We start from the raw sequence: 21,978 nt of genomic DNA on the forward strand, positions 1-21,978 counted from the left end.
AGCGAATATTTTAACTAAAATAATAATATATAATTCTTAAATATTTAAATTAGTTTATCTTGGGTCTGTAATGTAGCCTGTAATTGCAGAAATCGCAGCAACTGCTGAATTAGCAAGATAGACTTTAGATGAACGGCTTCCCATACGACCTACAAAGTTTCTATTTGTAGTTGAAACTGCTACCTCGTTATCACCGAGAATTCCCATATATCCACCAAGACAAGCACCACAAGTTGGATTACTAACAACTCCACCAGCATCAACAATGATGTCAATATAGCCTAAATGGTTTGCTTCACGAAGGATTTTTTGTGTTCCAGGAGTGACGATTAAACGCACATCAGGATGTACTTTTTTTCCTTTTAAAATCTCTGAGGCTACTTTTAAATCACCCAAACGACCATTTGTACAGCTTCCAATGAAAGCTTGGTCTATTTTGATTTTATCTGCAACTGCCTGCACAACAGAGTGTCCATTAGATGGTAAAAATGGGTATGCAATAACAGGGTCAAGATTTGCAACATCTATTTCTAGAATTACTACATAGTTTGCGTCTTCATCAGAGTAGTGAACTTTTGGCTCTCGTGCTAAATTCTTGTCTGCTAAGAACTCTTTTGTAATATCATCAACAGCAACAATACCATTTTTTGCACCAGCTTCAATTGCCATATTACACATTGAAAATCTATCATCCATATTAAGATGCTCTATTGTGCTACCTGTAAACTCTAAAGTTCTGTAAAGAGCTCCATCAACACCAATCATACGGATGATTTCGAGAATAATATCTTTTCCTGTTGTATATTTTCCTGGTTTTCCAGAGAGGACTACTTTGATAGATTCAGGAACTTTAAACCAGTTGCCGCCGCTAATCATAGCAAATGCAAGGTCGGTTGAACCCATACCTGTTGAGAATGCTCCTAATGCACCGTGAGTACATGTATGAGAGTCTGCACCGATAATGACATCACCAGGAACAACAAGCCCTTTTTCTGGTAAAAGTGCATGTTCAATTCCCATATCTTTTTCATCAAAAAAGTTTTTAAGATTATATTTTTTTGCAAAGTCACGACTAATTCTTGCTTGATTTGCTGAAGCTATATCTTTTGCAGGGATGAAGTGATCAAGGACAATAGAAAATCCATCAGGATTCGCAAGTTTCTGTGCGCCACTATCTTCAAATGCTTTTATGGAAATAGGTGTTGTAATGTCATTTCCAATAACCATATCAATGGGAGAACGGACTATTTCGCCTGCATATACTTTTTTACCGACATGCTCGGAAAATATTTTTTCTGTTATAGTTTGAGCCATAATTATGAACCTCTTAATAGTATAAATAATGTTGCGATTATAGCATAAGAGATTTAAAGTTTATTTCTCTTCGTATTTTATAGCACTTTTTGTAAACGCAGTGGAACAAAAAAATAGAGCAATAAATATGGGATTAAACTTTACAACATCTTCACTAACGGTATCAAAAACACCAAAGCTAAATCCCTCTCCATCATTAGGATTTTGTGGGGTAACAACAAACTTTAGAGGAGCAAGGGTTCTAATCATATTGAGTATATTTTTTCTTGTTTTTGTATTTTCTTCATTTAAAATATTAAAATCTTTCTCTTGAGACTCTCTATGAGTCAGTAAAATTTTCTCAATTATGTCTGTTTTATCTTTAAAAACTACCTTGTTCCATTTTATAATAGTATTGTTTGAAGCGACTTGACAGTTCTTTTGCATAAGTGGATTGGGCTTTTTCGCACGAAGAGCCTCTATGAGTGCGAGTAAAAAATTAACTCCCCCAATACTATTGGCTGCTTTTTGCATAAAAAGATGAACGACTAATTTTGTATCATCACTTTGGTTATTGAAATTACACATTATTTATTTTCCTTATTTCTTTTATTATAGCATTTTTTTTAAATTTCTAAAAGAACTGTTTTAATTCTTAAATGATATATAAACTCAGTTTGGCTTAAGCAAATCATAATGTCAAAACTATTATGATGTCAAAAGTAAAAGAAGACAAAAATAGTCTTATTTAAAAATAATCTACTTTTAAAGGCAAAATATATGCAAGTTTATTTAGATAATAATGCTACTACAATGTGTGATCCACAGGTAGTAGAAGTGATGCAACCATTTTTCAGTGAGCTTTATGGGAATCCGAGTTCATTACATAAGTTTGGTACTGCAACACATCCTTACATAAGAAAAGCGATAGACCAAGTCTATACTGCTTTAAACGCAAGTGATGAAGATGACATCATCTTTACATCATGTGCAACAGAGTCAAATAACTGGGTATTAAAATCAGTATTTAATGACTATATTGTAAATGGCGAAAAAGATCACATCATTACAACAGAAGTAGAGCATCCATCTATTCTTTCTACTTGTAGATGGCTGGAAGAGCAGGGTGTAAAAGTTACTTATCTTCCTGTAAATGATCAAGGGGTTGTAGAACCTCATGTTGTAAAAAGTTTCATAACTAACAAAACAGCTTTAGTCTCTGTAATGTGGGCAAGTAATGAGACAGGTATGATTTTCCCTATTAAAGAGATTGGTGAAATTTGTAAGCAAAATGGTGTACTTTTTCACTCTGATGGGGTACAGGCAGTTGGAAAAATTCCAGTTGATCTGCAAGATGTTCATGTTGATTTTGTATCAATGTCAGCACATAAGTTTCATGGACCAAAAGGCGTAGGTGCACTCTATATTAAAAATTCTCAAGAGTTGTCTCCACTTCTTCATGGTGGTGAACAGATGGGACACAGAAGAAGTGGTACTCTAAACGTGCCTTATATCGTTGGTATGGGAAAAGCTATTGAACTTGCAACAGCAAATATTGATGAGACTACGGCAAAAATTAGAGAAAAACGAGACAGACTTGAAGATGCACTTTTAGAGCTTAGTGATACTTTTGTAGTAGGTAATCGTGAAAATCGTACACCAAATACTATTCTTATCTCTATTCGCGGTGTTGAGGGTGAAGGTATGCTTTGGGACTTAAACAATGGTCAAATCGGAGCATCAACAGGTTCTGCTTGTGCTTCTGCAGAGTTAGAAGCAAATACAGTTATGCTTGCAATTGGTGCTGATAACGAACTAGCACATACTGGTATAAGACTTTCACTTTCTCGTTTTACAACAGATGAAGAGATAGACTACACTATAGAACATTTTAGAAATGCAGTAGCTAGACTTCGTGCTATCTCAAGCTCATTTGCAAAAGTACAACCGACTCCTGGTGGAGAAGCTGGTGAGTGTGCAATGCCACATCATATGGCACATTAAATCGTAACAAAAAAATTATAAGGAAATAAATAATTATGGCAAAAGATGATTTATTAGGCGCTTCTCTTTGGGATGCGTACTCAAACAAAGTAACAACTTTAATGAACAACCCACAACATCAGGGGGAGATTACTCCTGAGGAAGCTAAGGCACATGGTAACAAACTTATTGTTGCTGATTTTGGTGCTGAGAGTTGTGGTGATGCGGTAAGATTATATTGGGAAATTGATCCAAAAACAGACAAAATTGTCAATTCAAAATTCAAATCTTTTGGATGTGGTACTGCTATAGCATCATCTGATGTTATGACGGAACTTTGTATTGGTAAAACTGTTCAAGAAGCGGTAAAAATTACAAATATTGATGTTGAATTTGCTCTTCGTGATGATCCGGAAACTCCTGCTGTTCCACCACAAAAAATGCACTGTTCTGTAATGGCGTATGATGTTATTAAAAAAGCAGCTTCACTCTACCTTGGTGTAACTGAAGAGAGTTTTGAAGAAGACATCATTGTATGTGAATGTGCACGTGTTTCTCTTGGAACTATTCAAGAAGTTATTCGCTTGAATGATTTAAAAACTGTTGAAGAGATTACTGACTATACAAAAGCTGGTGGTTTTTGTAAATCTTGTATCAAACCAGGCGGTCATGAAGATAGAGAATATTACCTTGTAGACATTTTAGCAGACACTCGTCGTGAGATGGATGAAGAGAAGATGAAAGCTGCAGCTGATGCACAACTTGCAGGTGCTGATAATTTTGAAGAGATGACACTTGTACAGCAAATCAAAGCAGTGGATGCTGTAATTGATGAAAATGTACGTCAGTTTCTTATTATGGATGGTGGAAATATGGAAATTATTGACATCAAAAAAGATGATGATTACATAGATATTTACATTCGTTATATGGGTGCATGTAATGGTTGTGCTTCATCTGCAACAGGTACTCTTTATGCAATAGAAAGTACTCTGAAAGAGAAACTTTCTAAAAAAATCAGAGTTTTACCAATCTAATTTTTTCTTTTAAAACCCTTGGCTTAGCTCGAGGGTTTTTTCTAACAAATTATTCAGATGCTTTAGCAACCTTTTTTTATCCTCATTCTTTTCTTTTATCATGTTATTCTGTATTGCAGTAAGTACTTTTTTACTTGCATTTATACACTCATTATAAAGTAAAGTTGCCTCATGTTTTGTGAGTTCACAACTTTCCATACCAAATCGAAGAATGTACTTTTTATCCCACCACTTTTTACTGCCAAGTAAATTAAGCGCTAAAATGTCATTTTTTATATAAAAAGTTGTGGAGACAATATCATAAGCAGGTGCTAGTTTTATGTTCTCTATATTTTCATAAACAAGTCCAAAGTTTTTCAAGTGCGCGTCACCGTTTTGGAGGATGTTATTTATAACAATGATTTTAAAAAAATCTTTGAGACTTTTCTTTTTGTATTTGGGTGACACGAAAGTCTTGATGCTTTTTGCTATGCTCTCGTAACTCCCGTCATATTTTTCATCACTCTGTTTGGCTTGTAAAACGCACATATCTTCAAATCCAAGTATCTCACCATTTTCAAGAATATCAAATCGTTTCATTATAAAAAGTTTTGCATCACTCGATATATAAAACTCTGGCACAGGAATATTTGCATACTTTGCAAGAAGCATACAGTAGTATTCATTGAGGGCTAATTCAGGATACTCTCCTCCCCATGATTTTACGATATAGTTGTCATATTTGAGTGTTGCTTTGTTGCGAATGTTTGCTAAAACCTTTGGTTGGACACCACTAATTGCTGAATTGAGTGCAAATTTTGAGACAAGTTCTTCAAAAAGATTAGTAGATTGTGGATTGAGCAGGTCATTAAGCTCGAGAGAATTCTCTGGATTATCTTCTGTTGAGTTATATGTTATACGCCCTTTGATACCTTTTGAAATAAGCTTGAGAATTCCAAATTCATCTGTTTTGACAATTTTAGAAAAGTGTTTTTTGATGATAGAGAGCAGATAGCCCTCAGGCAGGTTCATCTCAAAAATAGGGTGGAGTTTGTTGTTTACATACTGTTGCGTTCTCGGAGGCATTGTAAGCGATACAAAGTCACGGGTATGTGTGTAAGTAAATATAAATTTTTCATTTTCATTACTTAGCATACCAACGGGCTGTTTTAATACATTTACGCCTATGTTATCGATCATTTTTTAATTCCTCAAAAGTTGGAAATCTGCTTTTTTCTTTTAAATCGAGAGTGTATCCAAGGTAGTCAGTAATATGTAAAACCTTACGAAATCCAATATCTACAGCACGTCCATTTTCAAATGAACTTAAAGTTGCACGTGATATACCAATATTCTCTGCAAGCTCTTTTTGTGATATTTTTTTTATTTTTCTTAGTTTTGCAATTGCTAATCCAAACTCTTGAAAATCCATTTTTAGCCTTTTATATCAAATATATTATACATTATACTATTTATTATACATTATATCAAATATATTATACATAATTTAAACTTGACTGAGAATCTTCTTCTAGCTACAATTCTCTTATGTATGAAAATTTTTATGAACAAATTACCAATGCTTTGGTAAATGACGGTTATATTGTTATTGATGATGCTCTAAACGCAGTGACTGCTGCCGCATTGCTTCAAGAGGCAAAAGAGGAGCCAAACTACAAGCTAGCAGGTGTTTCTACTGCTTCAGCGGTGGATGAGAACCGACGAAGAGATAAAATCCATTGGATAGATGCGCATAGTATGGCTACAAAAGAGTACCTTGCGTTTAGCACTGGCTTACAAAATTACTTGAACCGTCATCTCTATCTTGGACTACGTTATTATGAAGCACATTTTGCACGCTATGAGGTGGGAGATTTTTATGAAAAACATCTTGATGCTTTTAAGAGTGCCAAAAACAGAGTGGTAACGACGGTTTATTATCTTAATGAATCATGGAGTAATGCCGATGGTGGAAAGCTTGTTATATATGATAAAGAGGGAAATGAACTGCAAAAAGTAACTCCAAATGCAAATACTTTGGTAGTTTTTATGAGTGAAGATTTTCCTCATGAAGTTTTACCTGCAAAAAAAACAAGATACTCAATTGCAGGCTGGTTTCGCGTAGATAAAGTCTCTTAAAAAGCTTTAAAATTCTACGGTAATTTTTGTTCCAACATTCTCTTTTGAGTCGATGTGCAGTTTGAAATCGTACTCTTTTACTATGCTCTCAACTATGCTAAGTCCTACTCCAAAACCTCCTGCATAAGAGTTCGCCCGTACAAAACGCTCGAAGATATGTTGCAGTTTCTCTTTTGCAATGCCTATGCCTTCATCTTCAATTGTTAAGATTTTTGCTGTTGTGGTGATTTTGATAGTTGCGTTTGGCATAGAGTATTTTATGGCATTGCTAAGGAGATTATTTATGAGCATTTTTGCTTTTGTTGGCGCTATCATTATATTGCAGGCTTCTAAATCTGCCTCAAGAGTAATGTTCTTTTTATTTAGAAGCTCTCCAAAGTAGGAGATATCTTCTTTAACAACTTTGTCAAACGCAGTCTCCTTGGCATCTTCACTTTTATTGTCAAAACTAATATAAGTAAGAGAAGCATATATATCGTGGAGTTGTTTGGTACTTATTGAGATGTTTTGCAGCACCTTTTCATTACATTTATCGCTGTTTTTAAGTCTGGAAGTACTCATCATTAGTGCAGTTATTGGGGTGTTTAGCTCATGTGTTGTGTCTTTTACAAACTCCTCAATCTCTTGCATTTTATCACGGATTGGTTTTAAAAAGATATATGACAAAAAGAGTGCAATAGTAATGATGAGAAAAGCAGTAATAATAACTGCATAGGCTATTTTATTTTTTATTTTTTCTACATTGTCTATACATTTTGAACTCTGCACAACGATGTACTCTCTACCTAAATGCCCAGCTGAACGTTTGCTTACAAGCGTGAAAATACCATTTTTCATATAAAAATCTTTACCAAAATCTACTTTTTGAACAGTTTCACCATCTAGCAATTTTTTTGTTTTGGAAAAGACGCCAACACGGGCATAGTCAAAATTTTTGAGTTTAAATGCTGTTTTTTTCATATCTGCATGGATGATTTCTGCACTTACTTTGTCTGCTATATAGTTCATCTTATAGAAGTTGTTACTCATCTCCATTGAGACCTGAGAGTTGAAAAACCAATATGCGGCTAAAGATAAAAAGATGAAAGAGGAGATGAGATAGAGGGCTAAAAAAGAGTAGAAAGACTTTTTTGTAATTTTATTCATAGAGATAGCCTTCACCGCGGATAGTAATTATTTTCTCCTTCCCTATAATCTCTCTAAGTGTTCTGATGTGTGAGCGTAGTGTTGCATTGCTTGGCTGGGACTCAAAATCCCATATATTTTGACTCAGTTCTTCATTACTTATCAGCCTGTTTTTATTGTTGAGAAAGTAGGCAAGTAGCAGGGTGTCTTTGTTTGTAAGAGAGAACTCCTTTTTATCTTTGAGTATCTTTTTCTTCTCTTTATTAAATGTAATGTTTTGTGCAATTTGTATATATTTGTCGGTTTCAATGTTGAAAAGACGCTTGGTATTGTAAATGCGTGCACTTAACTCTTCTAGCTCAAAAGGTTTTTTAATGTAGTCATTTGCCCCAATCTCAAAAGCTTTTTTGAGAGACTCTGTATCTCTGTAAGCTGTAATAAATATGGTAGGGGTTGTGTTGTTAAAACTCCGTAGCTCTTCAAGCAGCTCAAGACCATTTTGCCCGAGGACATTAATGTCAAAAATAAAAAGGTCATACTCTTTTGTCTCTAAATGCTCATATACCTCCTGGGCATTAAAAGCATAATCTACACTCCAAGTTTCTCGTAAAAAGTCTAAGAGAATGTCTGATAAAACAGCATCATCTTCCATTAATAGTATCTTCATAAGGTATTTTACCCTAAAATACGGGCATGATAATAAAAATTGATACTATAGAGATAGAAGAACTACAGGTTTATAGAGAGTTAAGAGAGGCTGCGTTTAGAAGTGACAGAAGTTTTATAGCAGACTCCCCAAAGGTGGTAAACCTGCTTTTAGAGAGTGATATTGTGATAAAAAGCATCCTTGCTACACAAGAGTATTATGATGAGTTTTACCCACTTGTTACAAAAAAAGGCGTGCCAAAAGTTTACTTAACTACAAAAGAAGAAATGGGTAAGATTGTCGGGCATAAGATTCATCACAATTGCATGATGCACGGTATTCGTCCTGATGATATTACTCTAAACGCAGCGGATGAACAGATTATTATGCTTGACAACATCACTTCGAGTGAGAATGTAGGCTCTATTGCTAGGAGTGCTGCTGCTCTTGGTGTAGGGACATATTTGTTGCCAAAATCCTCACCGCATCCTTTTAACAGACGCGCTTTGCGTGTATCTATGGGCTATGCGAAGATGTTAAAAACACATATTTACAAAGATATTTTTGAGACTATTAGCACTTTAAAAGAGATGGGTTACAGAGTCTATGCAGCAGAAGTGACGCCGTACTCTACAATGCTTCGTGATTTGCAACCTGCTAGAAAATGGGTGCTTATTATGGGGCATGAAGGGCGGGGAATTGCTCAAGAGATTTTAGATGTTTGTGATGAAATAGTTACCATAGAGATGCAAGAGGGCATAAAAAGTTTTAATGTTGGTGTGGCGGCATCAATTTTGATGTATGAATTAGGAAAAAATAATTTTTAATAATAACTTGTGATATAATCAGTGATATAAAAACACAAGAGAGTTCAGTATGCAAAACATATATCTGGCACGACAGCCTATTTTAGACCTAAACGCAAGGATTTGTGCGTATGAAGTTTTATTTAGAGATATGAACAAAGAGAGTGTCATAACGGGAGATAGATATGCTAGTGCAGCAGTAATCAGTAATGTTTTAAATAAATTTGGTAAAAAAGAGTTACTTGAAGATAAACGTGGTTTTGTCAAGATAGATGAGAAATTTTTACTTAACGATATTATATTTTCTGTGCCAAAGGAGTTTTTTGTTTTTGACCTCTTAGAGTATGTTGCCATAACTGAAAGAGTAGTTGAACGCTTAGCACATCTGGCAGACGAGGGATATGTCCTTGGACTAAATGATACACAGCTTACTCTTAATACTTTTGAGAAATATGCTCATGTTCTAAAATACCTCTCTTTTTTTAAGCTTGATTTTGAGCGAGGTCTAGATGATGATACTTCATTTTATATTAAAGAACTTAAAAAGTACAATATACAAGTTATTGCTAGTAAAGTAGAAGATCATGAGAGTTATGAGATAGCGAAAAAACTTGGAGCAGACTGTTTTCAAGGTTACTTTTTTGCTAAACCAAAAATTTTGGAAAATGCCAAATATGAAGCATCACAGTTTGATGTTTTAAAACTTTACAATCTTTTGATGCAAGATACAAGCATTGATGAAATAACTACAGAGTTTGAAAAAAGTCCTGAAATCACCGTACAGCTCTTACAGTTTATGAATTCTGGCGCGTTTCATTTTCGCAATAAAATCTCTTCCATCCATCATGTGATTACTCTGATGGGGCGTGTAACTCTTGCCAAGTGGTTGATGTTGATGATATATTCAAAATCACTTTCAAAAAATAAAAATCATAAACCTCTTATGTTGATGGTGCAAAACAGAATTGAGCTAATGGAAATTATACTTAAAGATGTTGAGCCCAATGTAAAGAGTGATAGACTGGGTGAAGCATATCTTGTGGCTGTTCTTTCGCTTATTGACACTATTTTTTCTATGAAGTTAGAAGATATTTTAGAGGGTATAAATATCTCAGAAAGTGTAAAAGAGGCGCTTTTAGATTATAACAATATTTTTGGTGAGATACTACAGGTCATTTTATTTATTGAAAACTCTAACTTTAAAGGTGTGACACAGTTTGAAAGTGACAACTCTTTAGCATCGGGAACAGTACAAAAGGCAGTTGTCCGTGCAATTGAAAATGTAAATCACTTTAACCACCCAGAGATGGTATAATTCTAAAAAAGATTGTAACTTATGACATTTTCAAACCTCCAACTCTCTGATGAGATGATAAAAAACTTAGATGCTCTTGGCTATCAAAATATGACAGCTATTCAAGAGGCATCTCTTCCCCTTATTTTACAAAACAAAGATGTAATTGCTGAAGCTAAAACTGGTAGTGGAAAAACTGCTGCGTTTGGTATTGGTCTGCTTTCATCTCTTGATGTAAAAAAATTCCGCGTACAGACTTTGGTGCTTTGCCCTACAAGAGAGTTAGCCGATCAGGTTGCAAAAGAGCTTCGCCGTATTGCAAGATTTCAGCATAATATTAAGATATTGATGCTTACAGGTGGGGAGTCTTTTGGCAAACAACTTGGCTCACTTGCGCATCAGGCTCACATCATCGTAGGAACTCCTGGGCGAGTGCTTAAACACCTAAACAAAGAGAGTCTTGATCTTTCAAACTTAAAAACATTGGTTCTTGATGAAGCAGATAGAATGCTCGATATGGGTTTTATAGAAGAGATAGAGAGTGTTTTGGCATTTATACCACAAGAGAGACAAACGCTTCTTTTCTCCGCAACTTATGATGATACAATTTTACAAATCAGCAAAAAAATTCAAAAAGATGCAGTAAGTGTAAAAACAACTACAAGTGAAGTGCAGAACAAAATAGTGCAGGAGTTTTATGAGACAAGTAACAAACTCGATACTCTTGTAAATATTTTCGCTGCATACAAACCTCAAAATGTCATTGTTTTTACTAACACGAAAATTCAAGCCAAAGAGTTAGCAGAGTCGTTAGTACAAAATAAGATAGATGCACTGGCTATTCATGGAGATTTAGAACAATATGAACGCAATGATGTGTTAGTGCAGTTTGCTAACAAGTCATGCCCTGTTTTAGTGGCAACAGATGTGGCAGCTCGTGGTCTGGACATTAAAGAGCTTAGTATGGTGGTAAATTATGACCTGCCTCATGGTTTTGAGACCTATACTCATCGTATAGGAAGGACAGGACGCGCAGGTGCTGAGGGAATAGCCATATCTTTATATGAAAGTTTTGAGAGTGAAAAAGCAGATGAGTATGCGAGCGATGAAGTGACCTTTCTCAAAGAGAGTGCATTAAGTAAAGAGACTGCGTTTGAGATGAAACCGCAGTATGTTACGCTTGTAATTGAGGGCGGTAAAAAAGATAAACTTCGTGCAGGAGATATTTTAGGTGCATTAACGGGAGATGTGGGTCTCAAAGGTGCAAATATCGGAAAAATTGACATCTACGACAGACAATCTTATGTTGCCATAGAGAGCAAATTTATAGACGAAGCAGAAAAGCAGCTTAAAAATAGAAAAATAAAAGCGAAGAAGTTTAGTGTTTGGTCTTTGTAGTACTTTGCTAGCAAAGAGCAATGAATACTTTGTAAGCTAACATTGCTTCTTGAGTATAAAATTTTTTAAAAAAAGTCATACCCTATACCAAAATATCCCATAGAACTGTGGCTGTTAAAATCTGTCTTTGGTATTGGGACATTCGCTCCTGTTACATCCAATCTTATATCTGTAAGTTTCCATGAAACATAACGCCAACCTACTGAGGCATAGATTCGTGGAGAGAGTGTTATAAAACTTTTATGAAAGTCTTTAGCGAAAGGTTGCACTTTTATACCTGCGTCATACTCTTGAAAAATACCATTAGTATGGGAGTTTGTATTGATATAATTATTTTTGATTGAACCAGTTTGATAAGTAACCATTGCATTGAGATATGTCATGACATATTTGTTAAAGGCGTAACTTGCGTTGATACTTGGACCAATTTTATAAGTAAGTATTTGTGTTTTACTCTTTTTCATGAGTTTCATAGTATTATCTGTATTATTGTTATTGTTTGAAGAGTCTTTGTCGCTGTCAATCCAAGGAAGAGAAACACCAAGTGCTAAACCAAGACCAAAAAATGTTCTTTTATTTTTATGGTATATGTCTTTTCCCAAAACAACGTTGGCATCGAGACCTTGTAAACGGTAGTTAATAGCGGGAACATTGCCCGTTGGATTGTAGTCTGAGCCAAAAAGGGAGCTGCTTGTGCTATTAAAATTTTGTTGTCCATTGAGCATTTTTTTTGAATCATACCATGTAAAGTCATAATGATAATACCAAGTAGTAGAAAAGATGTTTTTATGCTTTTCTGTCAAAGTATATGTGGAAATATCTGCATCAATAGTAGAATCTAATCCGATAAATCCACCTTTCATATCAAGTCTGCCTTTTGCGTATTGAAATTCACTAGCATTAAGTGTAACTGCGAAGAGTGCTACAGCAGAGAGAAGAGTTATATTTAACAATTTCATTTGTAATCCTATTGTTTAAATTGTTTGTATTGTACTACGCTTTTTACTAAAAATAATTTAATTTGAGAGAAAAAATTGTCAAAATTGAATATCTTAGTCCATCCATTTACAACTGCTAAAGTCTGTGAAGTGTTTTTTACTCTCTTGTTTTTGTAGCTTCTTTTGCATAATGAGAGAGGTTGTTTCTCCCACATAGCTCAAATGCTCACTCTCTTCAACTACTTCAAAACCAAACTTCTCTAAAAAAGCAACGCTGCTCCTTGGTGTACTGATGGTAATAAGTTCATAAAGGGATGCGGCTTCGCTAAGATACTGCTCCATTAAAGCTCTACCTATACCCTTTGATCGAAATTCCGGTTTTACAGTAATTTGCAGGACAGGCGTATCATCGACGAGGTAGCCCTTTGATTTATGATATTCACTGAGTCGTCTGCTCCAGATAGCTCCAGCTACAACACCGTCTTTAAGCGCATAGACACCGAAGTCTTTTGGGGTGAGTCCATAAAATTCGTAGTATTTTTTTAACGTCTCGACATCTTCTACTTTTACATCACTTGCATCAAGCCTTTGTGAATATCGCAGCATATCGACAACGATCTTTTGCTCACTTGAACGCAGAAAATAGAACTCTAAACTCATACTAACTCCTCTATTTTTTCTTCGTACTCTTGGGTAATCTCATCAAGTTTTGTCTGCTCGATCTCAAGCGTTTCAAAAAGCTCTTCCACGTTATTTTCTATCTCTGAAACTGTTTTTGAAAGCTCCATAAGTGTCGCACTATCTCCTGTGTTTGAAGCTTCTATAAGGGCTTCATGTTTGAGTGAAAGAGTGTTCTCAAGCTCCATTATCTGCTCTTCTAGTTTATCTACTTTTTTCTTGAGTGGCGACGTGAGTTTGTTACGCTCTCGTACAAGTTCAGCACGGCGTTTTTTATTCTCTTTTGTAGAGGATTTTGGAGCAGCTTTCTCTTTTTGCTCTGTTGTCTCATCCTCTTCCCAGCCGATTTTTTCTAAAAATTCATCGTAAGTTCCATCAAAATACTCAGCACCCTCTTTTGCAAAGATGATAAGTCTGTCACAAACACGACGCAGTAGCTCTTCAGAGTGGGTAACGATGATGCTTGAACCTTTAAACTCTTTAATGGCATTGGTAAGCGCCTCTATGGACTCGATGTCAAGGTGGTTGGTCGGCTCATCTAAAAAGAGAAGGTTTACTTCTCGTGCGATGATTTGTCCGAGCATTACACGGCTCTTTTCTCCTCCTGAGAGCAGAGAGATTTTTTTGTCTGCCATATCGCCGCTAAACATCATAGCTCCACAAATGCCGCGAACAGTTGCTTCACTTAGTTTTGGATTGGCGTTGTATATCTCATCCATTACGGTGTTGTTCTCTGAGAGATGGGCAATGTTTGTCTGTCCAAAGTGAGCAAATTTTGTATTTGCGTTGAAGTTTATCTCTCCTGCGTTTGGTGTGAGCAGTCCTGCAATGAGATTTAAAAGGGTTGATTTTCCTTTTCCGTTCTTTCCTATAATGCCAAGCGTTTCTCCCTTTGCCAAAGTAAAAGAAATGTTTTCAAAGAGTTGTTTTTGTGGTGTGTAGCCAAAACTAACATCTTTGACATCAAGCAGTATTTTTGCAGGAGTATCGGCGTAGTTGAAGTTAAAACTGAGTGTAGAGTCATAGCCCAAATCTTCTAAAATTTCCATCTTCTCAAGCTGTTTTACTTTTGACTGCGCAAGTGCGGCGGTAGATGCTCTTGCTTTGTTTTTGGCTATGAACTCTTCAAGCTCTTTTACCTTTTTATCTTGTGCGAGTTTTTGCTTTTGGTGGAGTTCATCATCAGCTAAAAGCTGGCTGTAAAACTTCTCAGTATCGCCTGCAACAAGTCGAATATTTTTACGAACAAGCCCTGCGACGTGAGTACATACTCCATCCATAAAGTTTCTGTCATGCGTGATGAGAATAACCTCACCCTCAAAACTGCGCAGAAAATTTTTGAGCCATCGAAGTGAAACGATGTCAAGGTAGTTGGTTGGCTCATCTAAAAGGAGCAGGTTTGGTTCAGTGACAAGGAGTTTGGCAAGGTTGATGCGTATTTGATACCCGCCAGAAAATGAAAGAGGGTCTTTTTCCAAATCTTCTGCGCTAAATCCAAGCCCAAAGAGGATTTTTTCTACTCTGTAGATATCATACTGCATCTCTTCGCTAAGTGCGAGTGATGCCTCTTCTCGGAGTGTTTTTTCACTAAAAGTGAGATGCTGTTTGAGCGTGCCTATTTTATAATTTTTAGGGATGATGACCTCGCCGCTATCTGCGTGCTCTTCACCTGTAATAATCTTAAAAATGGTGGATTTCCCACTCCCGTTTCGCCCGACAAGCCCGACACGATTTCCTGCGTTTAGCTTGAAGTTCAGGTTTTTAAAAAGCTCTTGTATTGTAAAGTTTTTGGAAATATTTGTTAGTTGAATCATGTGGACAAGTTTACTATAAATCACTTTAAATACTCTTCATATTTTTGATACTTTAGCGCATAAATGAGGTGGTTTAGCGCTATATAGTGATAACTTATTTCTAAAATTTTAAGCTAAATTATGCTCTTTTAATGGAATATTTGCAATTAATAGAACACTTCTACCTCAATAACAGCAATTATATATAAAAACAACATATATTTCTTCTTTTAATAGTGTATTATTTTTAATAATTAATACTGTATTTTAAGGTTGTTATAACTACAATACCAATGAATAACTAGTTGTGTGACAAAACAAATACATCATAAAAAACTAAACTTATCTACATTTTAGACATAAAAATTCCATATAAACAATAAACAGTTATAATATCAATAATAAATTTTTAACATAAGTAGTCCAATGATAAATAAAGAAAATTTTACAAAAATATTAGAATCATTAGGTTTTAAAAAAACTAAAGATATGTATATTAAAAAATTTACTGAATTACATAGTGAATTAAAAGTCGATATTAAAAATGAAAAGCTCATTTATCCTAAGGCATTAAAAGTAAATGGTGAGTTTACCTTAAATTTTAAAGACAATGAAAACTTTGTAGTTTTTGAATGTGTTCATAAGCTTATGTCTCAAGGTTATCAACCTAAACATATGGAACTAGAACCAAAATGGCAACTGGGTCACGGTGCAAGTGGTGGTCGTGCTGATATTCTTATTAAAGACAATGACGAAAAATCTCTTTTAATTATAGAGTGTAAAACAGCAGGAAGAGAGTTTAGCTCTGCATGGAGTAACACGCTTGTTAAACCAACACAACTTTTTTCTTATGTTAGACAGGCTACAAGCACAAAATTTATCGCACTCTATGCAAGTGATTTTATAGATGAAAAAGTTGTCTCTAATTATTATCTTATCAACTTACAAGACAACGAAGAGATATTGAAAAAAAATGATAAACTTGTGGCTTATAAAGATGCGACAAGTACACAAGAGCTTTATAGAGTATGGCGAGACACCTACAAGCAAGACTATACAACTTTAGGACTGTTTGAAGATAACAAAGCTTACGATATAGGTTTTGCACAGCCAAAACTTGAACACTTAAAACAGGTAACTTCAAATGATATTCAAAGTAAATACCATGAATTTGCTACGATTTTAAGACAACACAATGTCTCAGGTCGTGAAAATGCTTTTGATAAACTGGTCAATCTATTTTTATGTAAAGTAACCGATGAGAAAGAAAACTCAGATAATTTAAAATTTTACTACAAGGGGATTGCTTTTGATGAGCCTTTTGATTTTCAAGATAGATTGCAACTGCTTTACAAGCAGGGTATGGATAAATTTTTAGATGATGATATTACCTATATTGACAACAGTTTAATAGATGAAGCTTTTGGCGTTTTTAAAGACAAACCAAATGAAACAAAGAGATTAATCAAACAGTACCTTAAAGAACAAAAGTTTTTTACAAACAATGACTTTGCGTTTATAGATGTGCATAATGAAAAACTTTTTTATCAGAACTTTGAAGTGCTTTTAAAAATAGCAAGAATGATACAAGATATATCTCTTACAGCATCTGATGAAAACCAGTTTTTAGGCGATATGTTTGAGGGCTTTTTAGACCAAGGTGTAAAACAGAGCGAGGGGCAGTTTTTTACTCCTATGCCTATTGTTAAATTTATCATAAACTCTATGCCTAAGCTTGATAAACCACAAGTAATAGACTACGCTTGTGGTGCAGGACACTTTTTAAATGAATATATAGTAGTGAATAAAGAAGCAACCATTACAGGAGTAGAAAAAGAGTACAGACTCTCAAAAGTAGCAAAAGTTAGCTCTTTTATGTATGGAAGTGATATAAACATTATCTACAACGATGCCCTAAGCAAAAGTGATAAAATCAAAGATAACTTTTATGATGTTTTAGTTGCAAATCCTCCCTACAGTGTAAAAGGTTTCTTAGAGACACTGAGTGATGAAGAGAGGCAAAGTTATGAGCTTATTAAACATATAGATGAAAAATCATACTCAAAAAATGGCTCTATAGAGTGTTTTTTTATAGAACGAGCAAAACAACTTTTGAAGGGTGCTGCAATTGCAGGTATTGTTTTACCTAACTCTATTTTAAGTAAAGACACACCTAAACTCTACATAAAAACTAGAGAGATTATTTTAAAATATTTTGATATTGTTGCCATCGCTGATTTTGGTTCAGGTACTTTTGGTAAAACAGGAACAAATACGGCTACACTCTTTTTAAAACGTAAGGTGTTAAGTCCTGATATTTCTGAACACCTAAACAATATGGTAAACAGTTGGTTTGATTGTGACGAAGAGAGTAATAAAGCATTTAAAGATGATGAGCTTTTAAAAGAGTATGCTAAACACATCAACATTGATATAAGACTTTATAAAACGCTCCTTTGTAAAGTTTTCGATGAAGCACTCTTTAAAAACGAAACCTTTATGGAGTACCAAAAAGATTATGAGAAACTAACAAAAACAAAAAATAGAAAAAAGACACAAGCTTACAAAAAACTTGAGAAGAAAGAGCAAGAATCCATAGAACTAAAAGAGCTTTTAGACTATGTTCGCAACATAGAAAAAGAGAAGTTATACTACTTTTGTTTAAGTTTTAAAAATAGTTCTGATGTTCTCATCATAAAATCACCCTCTGATTCAAAGGAAAATAAAAAGTTTTTAGGGTATGACTGGAGTAGCTCTAAAGGTAAAGAGGGGATTCAATACCTTTCAAATAACACCTTAGATGATGAGACCCTAAGTGAAGACGACAAAAGAGTTTTAGAAAACCTTTCAGGTCTAAAAAATATCAATACCCCTCTTTATAATCCATACAACAAAGAAGATGAGAGTAAAATAAATAGCTTGATTTCTAAAAATTTTAGTGCTGAAGCAATAGAAATACCTAATGAGCTTAAAAAGTTTGTTTCTAGCTCTCGGTTGGTTGATATGCTTGATTTTTCTAGGAAGGATTTTACTAAAGAGTTAAATTTAGTTCCAAAAAAAAATATTAAACCTTTAAGTAATAAGTTTAAAAATGTTGATTTAGATAGTTTATTGCAAAAAATAAATGGGTATACAACAAAAATACCAAAAGATGAAATATTAGAGAAAGGGAAATTTCCAGTTATTACACAAGAACAAGATAATTTAATTTCTGGATATACAAATATAGCTGAAAATATATCAGACATTCCTTTAGTAATGTTTGGAGACCATAGTTGCACTTTTAAATATATCGACTTTCCATTTGTTAGAGGAGCTGATGGGACACAACTACTTAAATTTGATGAAAAAATTATACTCACAAAATATTTTTATCATTTGTCAACTCTTTTGGAAATTACAAATAAAGATAAATATGAAAGACATATGAAATATTTGAAAAGTAATAAAATCCCACTTCCACCACTAGACATCCAAAAAGAGATTATAAAAGAGTGTGAAGCCATAGACAAAGACGTTAAAAAAGAAAATAAAAATATTGTAGCTTTTAAAAATGAAATTGAAGAAGAGATAAAACAATCAAAAGGCAGTCTCACAAAACTCATCAATATTACTTCAAAAATAGGAAGTGGTTCAACTCCTAGAGGTGGAGAGTCTTCTTATAAGGAGAGTGGTATCTCACTTATTCGTAGTCAAAATATTTATGATGATGGATTTCATGAAAAAGGATTAGCTTTTATAGATGAAACACAGGCTAAAAAGCTTGATATAGTAGCAGTAGAAAAAAATGATATTTTATTTAATATTACAGGTGCGTCAGTTGCGAGGTGTAGTATTGTAGAGAAAAAATATCTTCCTGCTAGAGTCAACCAACATGTGGCAATCATAAGAGCTAAAGTAGAAAAAGTTTTACCAGAATATCTTCAAAAAATACTAACAAGTAAAAGTATTAAAAATGAACTTATCACTATGTCAAAAACAAGTCTATCAAGAGAGGCTATAACCAAAACACAATTGGAAGAGTTTACTGTTCCTCTACCAACAATAGAAACTCAAAAAGAGATAGTGGAGAAAATCTCTAAAATAGAAGCTAAAATAGAAAAATCTAAAATTATTGTAGAAAGTGCAAGTAGTAAGAAACAAGCTATTTTAAGAAAGTATCTATAATGAATAAATTAAGTTTAAAAGATGAATTAACAGAGTTTTTACTCTACACAACAAAAGAGAGTGATATAAAAATAGAAATTTTCATGCACAACGAAACCGTTTGGCTTCCTCAAAAAAGAATGGCAGAACTTTTTGGTGTAGATGTAACAACCATAAATGAACATCTCAAAAATATTTATAAAAGCCATGAACTCGAAGAAGAAGCAACTATTGGGAAATTCCCAATAGTTCAAACTGAGGGTAAAAGAGAAGTAAAAAGAGAGGTAAATGTTTATAATCTTGATGCTATTCTTTCAGTAGGCTATAGAGTAAACTCCTCTAAAGCTACACAGTTTCGCATTTGGGCGACTAAGATTTTAAAAGAGTATATCATCAAAGGTTTTGCCATGGATGATGATAGACTTAAAAATGGTCAGTACTTTGGTCAAGACTACTTTAGAGAGCTTTTAGAACGTGTTCGCTCAATCCGTGCAAGTGAAAGACGGATTTATCAGCAAATAACAGATATATTTGCAGAGTGTAGTTTTGATTATGATAAAAATTCCCAAACTACTAAAGACTTTTATGCAACAGTGCAGAACAAGTTTCACTTTGCCATCACAGGTAAAACGGCTGCCGAAATAGTTTATGAAAATGTAGATATAAAAAAGCCAAACATGGGTTTGACTTCTTGGAAAAACTCACCAGATGGAAGAGTATTAAAATCAGATACTGTAATAGCTAAGAACTATCTTCAAGAAGATGAGATAAAAAAACTTGAAAGAACGATAGGTGCTTATTTTGACTATATTGAAAGAATTATTGAAAATCGTCAAGAACTTAGTATGAAGGATGTAAGTGAATCCGTCAACAAGTTTTTAGAATTCAATGAGTTTAAAATTCTTGAAGGCAAAGGCTCCATCTCTCATTCACAAGCTAAAGAAAAAGCTTCAAAAGAGTATGAAGAATTTAATAAAATACAAAAAATAGAGTCAGATTTTGATAGAGAGATGAAGAAGTTACTGAGTTAAAAGATACACAACAAGTACGAGGAGACGAATAATTTACCTAAAGGAAAATTATCACTTACGACAACCGTTAGGTGAAAACACACCCCAAAAATTAATCTTTAAAGGAGTGCTTATGAATGATGCAATGAGCGGCGGCATTGGCTTAGTAATAATGATATTTTTATTCGTTTTGGCTATTTTATGCTTTCTATTACTTTTTGCAATTTTTGGAACAAAAGATAAATTAGGTGAATTAATTTCAGAATCAAAAAAAACAAATCAAGCATATCACCAAACAATGAAGGCACTGCAACTTCAAAGTAGGAACCAGATAATTCAAGTAAAGAAGAGCTGATTTTGTTGAAGTTCAAAATTTATGCCACAAAGAAAATGCACTTGTTGTTCCAGTAAATAATGAAATCTCCCGTGTTAGAAGATGTGGAAAAAATGAGGAAAGAGATTATGAAAACAATAACAGCTAAAGAGTTTGATGAGAAATTTGATAATGGTGAAGATATAACAGAGTATTTAGATTTTTTAAATGCTATAAAATTAAAAAATGTCAAAAGATTAAAAATAAGTTAACAACACCTACACGATTTCCTACATTTAGCTTGAAGTTAAGGTTCTTAAAAAGCTCTTGTGTTGTACCCTTTTCTCTATTAAATCTTTACAAAATTTGTGCTATAATATTTGAAAGAAGATTGAAGGAGGATGTTATGAATGTTGTTGAATATACTTTTCAGTCACCGTATCCTAGTCCTTTTCAAGTAGGAAGAGTAGATCTTGCTTCTGTAAAAGAGAATACACAAAACGATACTGCTCCAAAAGAAAACAAAGTAGAGCAAGATAGCTCTATTACTTCTATATTTTCAAGTGAGCAGCAGCTTCAAGAGTTACAAATTATGGATGGTAACTCTTCGTCGCCGTTTATGTTGGATACATACGCTTAGGAGTTAAGCTCTTTTTTTAACTCCTGAAGCATCCATTTCCACTCACCAAAGCCGCTATCTGCGTTGATATGTCCTGCATTTTCTAATACTTTCGTCTCTATATCAAGCTTTTTTTGTAAATTCTGTGCTTCATCCTGAGTCATATAAGGGTCGTTTGTTGAGGTGATAAGAAGAGTATTGGCTGCGTTTAGGGTAGCAGGTAATTTCGCTGGAAAAAATTCACTCAGCTCCTCAATGCTGCAATCTAAGCTCGGTGGGGCTACAAGATAGAGCTTTTGCAATTTTTTTTCGAGGCTGTTCTCTAAGCAGTAGTGAAACCAGAGGGTATTTGCAAGTGAGTGACAAATAACAATGTCAGGTTTGAAACCCTCTAGCGCAGTTTTGAGCTCTTGCATCCAGACATTATATTTTGGTGTATCAAAATCAGAAAATTTCAGAAAGTAAACGCAGCCATACTCTTTAGCTACTTCTCCTGCAAGCCAGCTTTGCCAGTGTGGATAGTCACTCCCTCCCCAACCATGTAAAAGCAATACTTTTTTTGTCATAAAGCGCCTTTTTATTTTTTCTAAGTATAACAAAGTATAATGTCTAAAACTATTTAATAGTGTAAAAAAGGTATAAAATATGAAAAAATTTTTATTATTGGTGCTGCTTGTTGGTATTGGAGTGGGGTATTATCTCTATAAAAAAGAGGGAAAAATTCTTCCTTACTATGAACAACTGACACAAAATCATGTTGGTGTTGAGGTCGATTTGCAGG

General features: G+C 34.2%; 21 protein-coding genes. 11 read left to right on the forward strand and 10 right to left on the reverse strand.

Annotated elements, in window-relative coordinates:
* Positions 1 to 54: 54 nt before the first annotated feature.
* Together MV589_RS04165 and MV589_RS04170 are read right to left on the reverse strand one after the other, a co-directional pair.
* Positions 55 to 1,314, reverse strand: a complete 1,260-nt coding sequence (locus MV589_RS04165) for a 3-isopropylmalate dehydratase large subunit (RefSeq protein ID WP_297432345.1) — start codon at positions 1,312 to 1,314, stop codon at positions 55 to 57.
* Positions 1,315 to 1,374: 60 nt separating this feature from the next.
* Positions 1,375 to 1,881: a hypothetical protein gene (locus MV589_RS04170; RefSeq protein ID WP_297432347.1), complete on the reverse strand. Its 507-nt coding sequence runs from the start codon at positions 1,879 to 1,881 to the stop codon at positions 1,375 to 1,377.
* A gap of 192 nt (positions 1,882 to 2,073) precedes the next feature.
* Between MV589_RS04170 and MV589_RS04175 the strand changes: the two genes are divergently transcribed.
* Both MV589_RS04175 and MV589_RS04180 read left to right on the forward strand, forming a co-directional pair.
* Entirely contained in the window at positions 2,074 to 3,297 is a 1,224-nt protein-coding gene (locus tag MV589_RS04175; RefSeq protein ID WP_297432349.1) for a NifS family cysteine desulfurase, read from the forward strand.
* A 35-nt stretch (positions 3,298 to 3,332) separates the two neighbouring features.
* Entirely contained in the window at positions 3,333 to 4,313 is a 981-nt protein-coding gene (locus tag MV589_RS04180; protein WP_297432351.1) for an iron-sulfur cluster assembly scaffold protein, read from the forward strand.
* Positions 4,314 to 4,322: 9 nt separating this feature from the next.
* Here MV589_RS04180 and MV589_RS04185 read toward each other — a convergent pair whose 3' ends face one another.
* Both MV589_RS04185 and relB read right to left on the reverse strand, forming a co-directional pair.
* Complete coding sequence (locus tag MV589_RS04185) at positions 4,323 to 5,492, reverse strand: type II toxin-antitoxin system HipA family toxin (protein WP_297432353.1); 1,170 nt, start codon at positions 5,490 to 5,492, stop codon at positions 4,323 to 4,325.
* The gene (gene relB / locus MV589_RS04190; RefSeq protein ID WP_297432355.1) at positions 5,482 to 5,724 is read right to left on the reverse strand and encodes a type II toxin-antitoxin system RelB family anti-toxin; all 243 of its coding nucleotides are present in this window, start codon (positions 5,722 to 5,724) and stop codon (positions 5,482 to 5,484) included. The genes MV589_RS04185 and relB overlap by 11 nt, the downstream gene beginning before the upstream one ends.
* Positions 5,725 to 5,840: 116 nt before the next feature.
* Here relB and MV589_RS04195 point away from each other — a divergent pair, with 116 nt between their 5' ends.
* Positions 5,841 to 6,431, forward strand: a complete 591-nt coding sequence (locus MV589_RS04195; protein ID WP_297432357.1) for a 2OG-Fe(II) oxygenase — start codon at positions 5,841 to 5,843, stop codon at positions 6,429 to 6,431.
* Between the two features lie 6 nt (positions 6,432 to 6,437).
* On the opposite strand, the gene MV589_RS04200 is transcribed toward MV589_RS04195, so the two are convergent.
* Entirely contained in the window at positions 6,438 to 7,577 is a 1,140-nt protein-coding gene (locus MV589_RS04200) for a sensor histidine kinase (protein WP_297432359.1), read from the reverse strand.
* Positions 7,570 to 8,223, reverse strand: coding sequence for a response regulator transcription factor (locus tag MV589_RS04205; protein WP_297432361.1), 654 nt, complete (start codon positions 8,221 to 8,223; stop codon positions 7,570 to 7,572). The genes MV589_RS04200 and MV589_RS04205 overlap by 8 nt, the downstream gene beginning before the upstream one ends.
* Positions 8,224 to 8,249: 26 nt before the next feature.
* Between MV589_RS04205 and MV589_RS04210 the strand changes: the two genes are divergently transcribed.
* Genes MV589_RS04210 through dbpA form a run of 3 tightly spaced genes read left to right on the forward strand, consistent with a single transcriptional unit; the run spans position 8,250 to position 11,700 of the window.
* Entirely contained in the window at positions 8,250 to 9,029 is a 780-nt protein-coding gene (locus MV589_RS04210; RefSeq protein WP_297432363.1) for a TrmH family RNA methyltransferase, read from the forward strand.
* A 49-nt stretch (positions 9,030 to 9,078) separates the two neighbouring features.
* Positions 9,079 to 10,323, forward strand: coding sequence for an EAL and HDOD domain-containing protein (locus MV589_RS04215; RefSeq protein ID WP_297432364.1), 1,245 nt, complete (start codon positions 9,079 to 9,081; stop codon positions 10,321 to 10,323).
* Positions 10,324 to 10,344: 21 nt separating this feature from the next.
* Positions 10,345 to 11,700, forward strand: a complete 1,356-nt coding sequence (gene dbpA, locus MV589_RS04220; protein ID WP_297432366.1) for an ATP-dependent RNA helicase DbpA — start codon at positions 10,345 to 10,347, stop codon at positions 11,698 to 11,700.
* Between the two features lie 65 nt (positions 11,701 to 11,765).
* Here dbpA and MV589_RS04225 read toward each other — a convergent pair whose 3' ends face one another.
* The 3 genes from MV589_RS04225 to MV589_RS04235 form a co-directional block, all read right to left on the reverse strand.
* Positions 11,766 to 12,659 carry a hypothetical protein gene (locus tag MV589_RS04225; protein WP_297432368.1) on the reverse strand — a complete coding sequence of 298 codons (894 nt, stop codon included), beginning with the start codon at positions 12,657 to 12,659 and terminating at the stop codon, positions 11,766 to 11,768.
* A 93-nt stretch (positions 12,660 to 12,752) separates the two neighbouring features.
* Entirely contained in the window at positions 12,753 to 13,298 is a 546-nt protein-coding gene (locus MV589_RS04230) for a GNAT family N-acetyltransferase (protein ID WP_297432370.1), read from the reverse strand.
* Positions 13,295 to 15,130 carry an ABC-F family ATP-binding cassette domain-containing protein gene (locus MV589_RS04235; protein WP_297432371.1) on the reverse strand — a complete coding sequence of 612 codons (1,836 nt, stop codon included), beginning with the start codon at positions 15,128 to 15,130 and terminating at the stop codon, positions 13,295 to 13,297. The genes MV589_RS04230 and MV589_RS04235 overlap by 4 nt, the downstream gene beginning before the upstream one ends.
* Positions 15,131 to 15,535: 405 nt before the next feature.
* Here MV589_RS04235 and MV589_RS04240 point away from each other — a divergent pair, with 405 nt between their 5' ends.
* From MV589_RS04240 to MV589_RS04260, 5 genes are all read left to right on the forward strand, one after another.
* A complete protein-coding gene (locus tag MV589_RS04240) occupies positions 15,536 to 19,276 on the forward strand; it encodes an N-6 DNA methylase (RefSeq protein ID WP_297432373.1) in 3,741 nt (1,246 codons plus the stop codon).
* Positions 19,276 to 20,286, forward strand: a complete 1,011-nt coding sequence (locus MV589_RS04245; RefSeq protein ID WP_297432376.1) for a virulence RhuM family protein — start codon at positions 19,276 to 19,278, stop codon at positions 20,284 to 20,286. The genes MV589_RS04240 and MV589_RS04245 overlap by 1 nt, the downstream gene beginning before the upstream one ends.
* A gap of 112 nt (positions 20,287 to 20,398) precedes the next feature.
* Positions 20,399 to 20,620, forward strand: a complete 222-nt coding sequence (locus tag MV589_RS04250) for a hypothetical protein (protein WP_297432378.1) — start codon at positions 20,399 to 20,401, stop codon at positions 20,618 to 20,620.
* Between the two features lie 107 nt (positions 20,621 to 20,727).
* Positions 20,728 to 20,850, forward strand: coding sequence for a hypothetical protein (locus MV589_RS04255; RefSeq protein WP_297432380.1), 123 nt, complete (start codon positions 20,728 to 20,730; stop codon positions 20,848 to 20,850).
* 134 nt (positions 20,851 to 20,984) lie between these two features.
* A complete protein-coding gene (locus MV589_RS04260; protein ID WP_297432382.1) occupies positions 20,985 to 21,218 on the forward strand; it encodes a hypothetical protein in 234 nt (77 codons plus the stop codon).
* On the opposite strand, the gene MV589_RS04265 is transcribed toward MV589_RS04260, so the two are convergent.
* Positions 21,215 to 21,763: an RBBP9/YdeN family alpha/beta hydrolase gene (locus MV589_RS04265; protein ID WP_297432385.1), complete on the reverse strand. Its 549-nt coding sequence runs from the start codon at positions 21,761 to 21,763 to the stop codon at positions 21,215 to 21,217. The two genes, MV589_RS04260 and MV589_RS04265, sit on opposite strands and share 4 nt — an antisense overlap.
* Between the last annotated feature and the right edge of the window lie 215 nt (positions 21,764 to 21,978).

It is taken from the genome of Sulfurimonas sp. (genome assembly GCF_026991475.1).
Classification (GTDB): Bacteria; Campylobacterota; Campylobacteria; order Campylobacterales; family Sulfurimonadaceae; genus Sulfurimonas.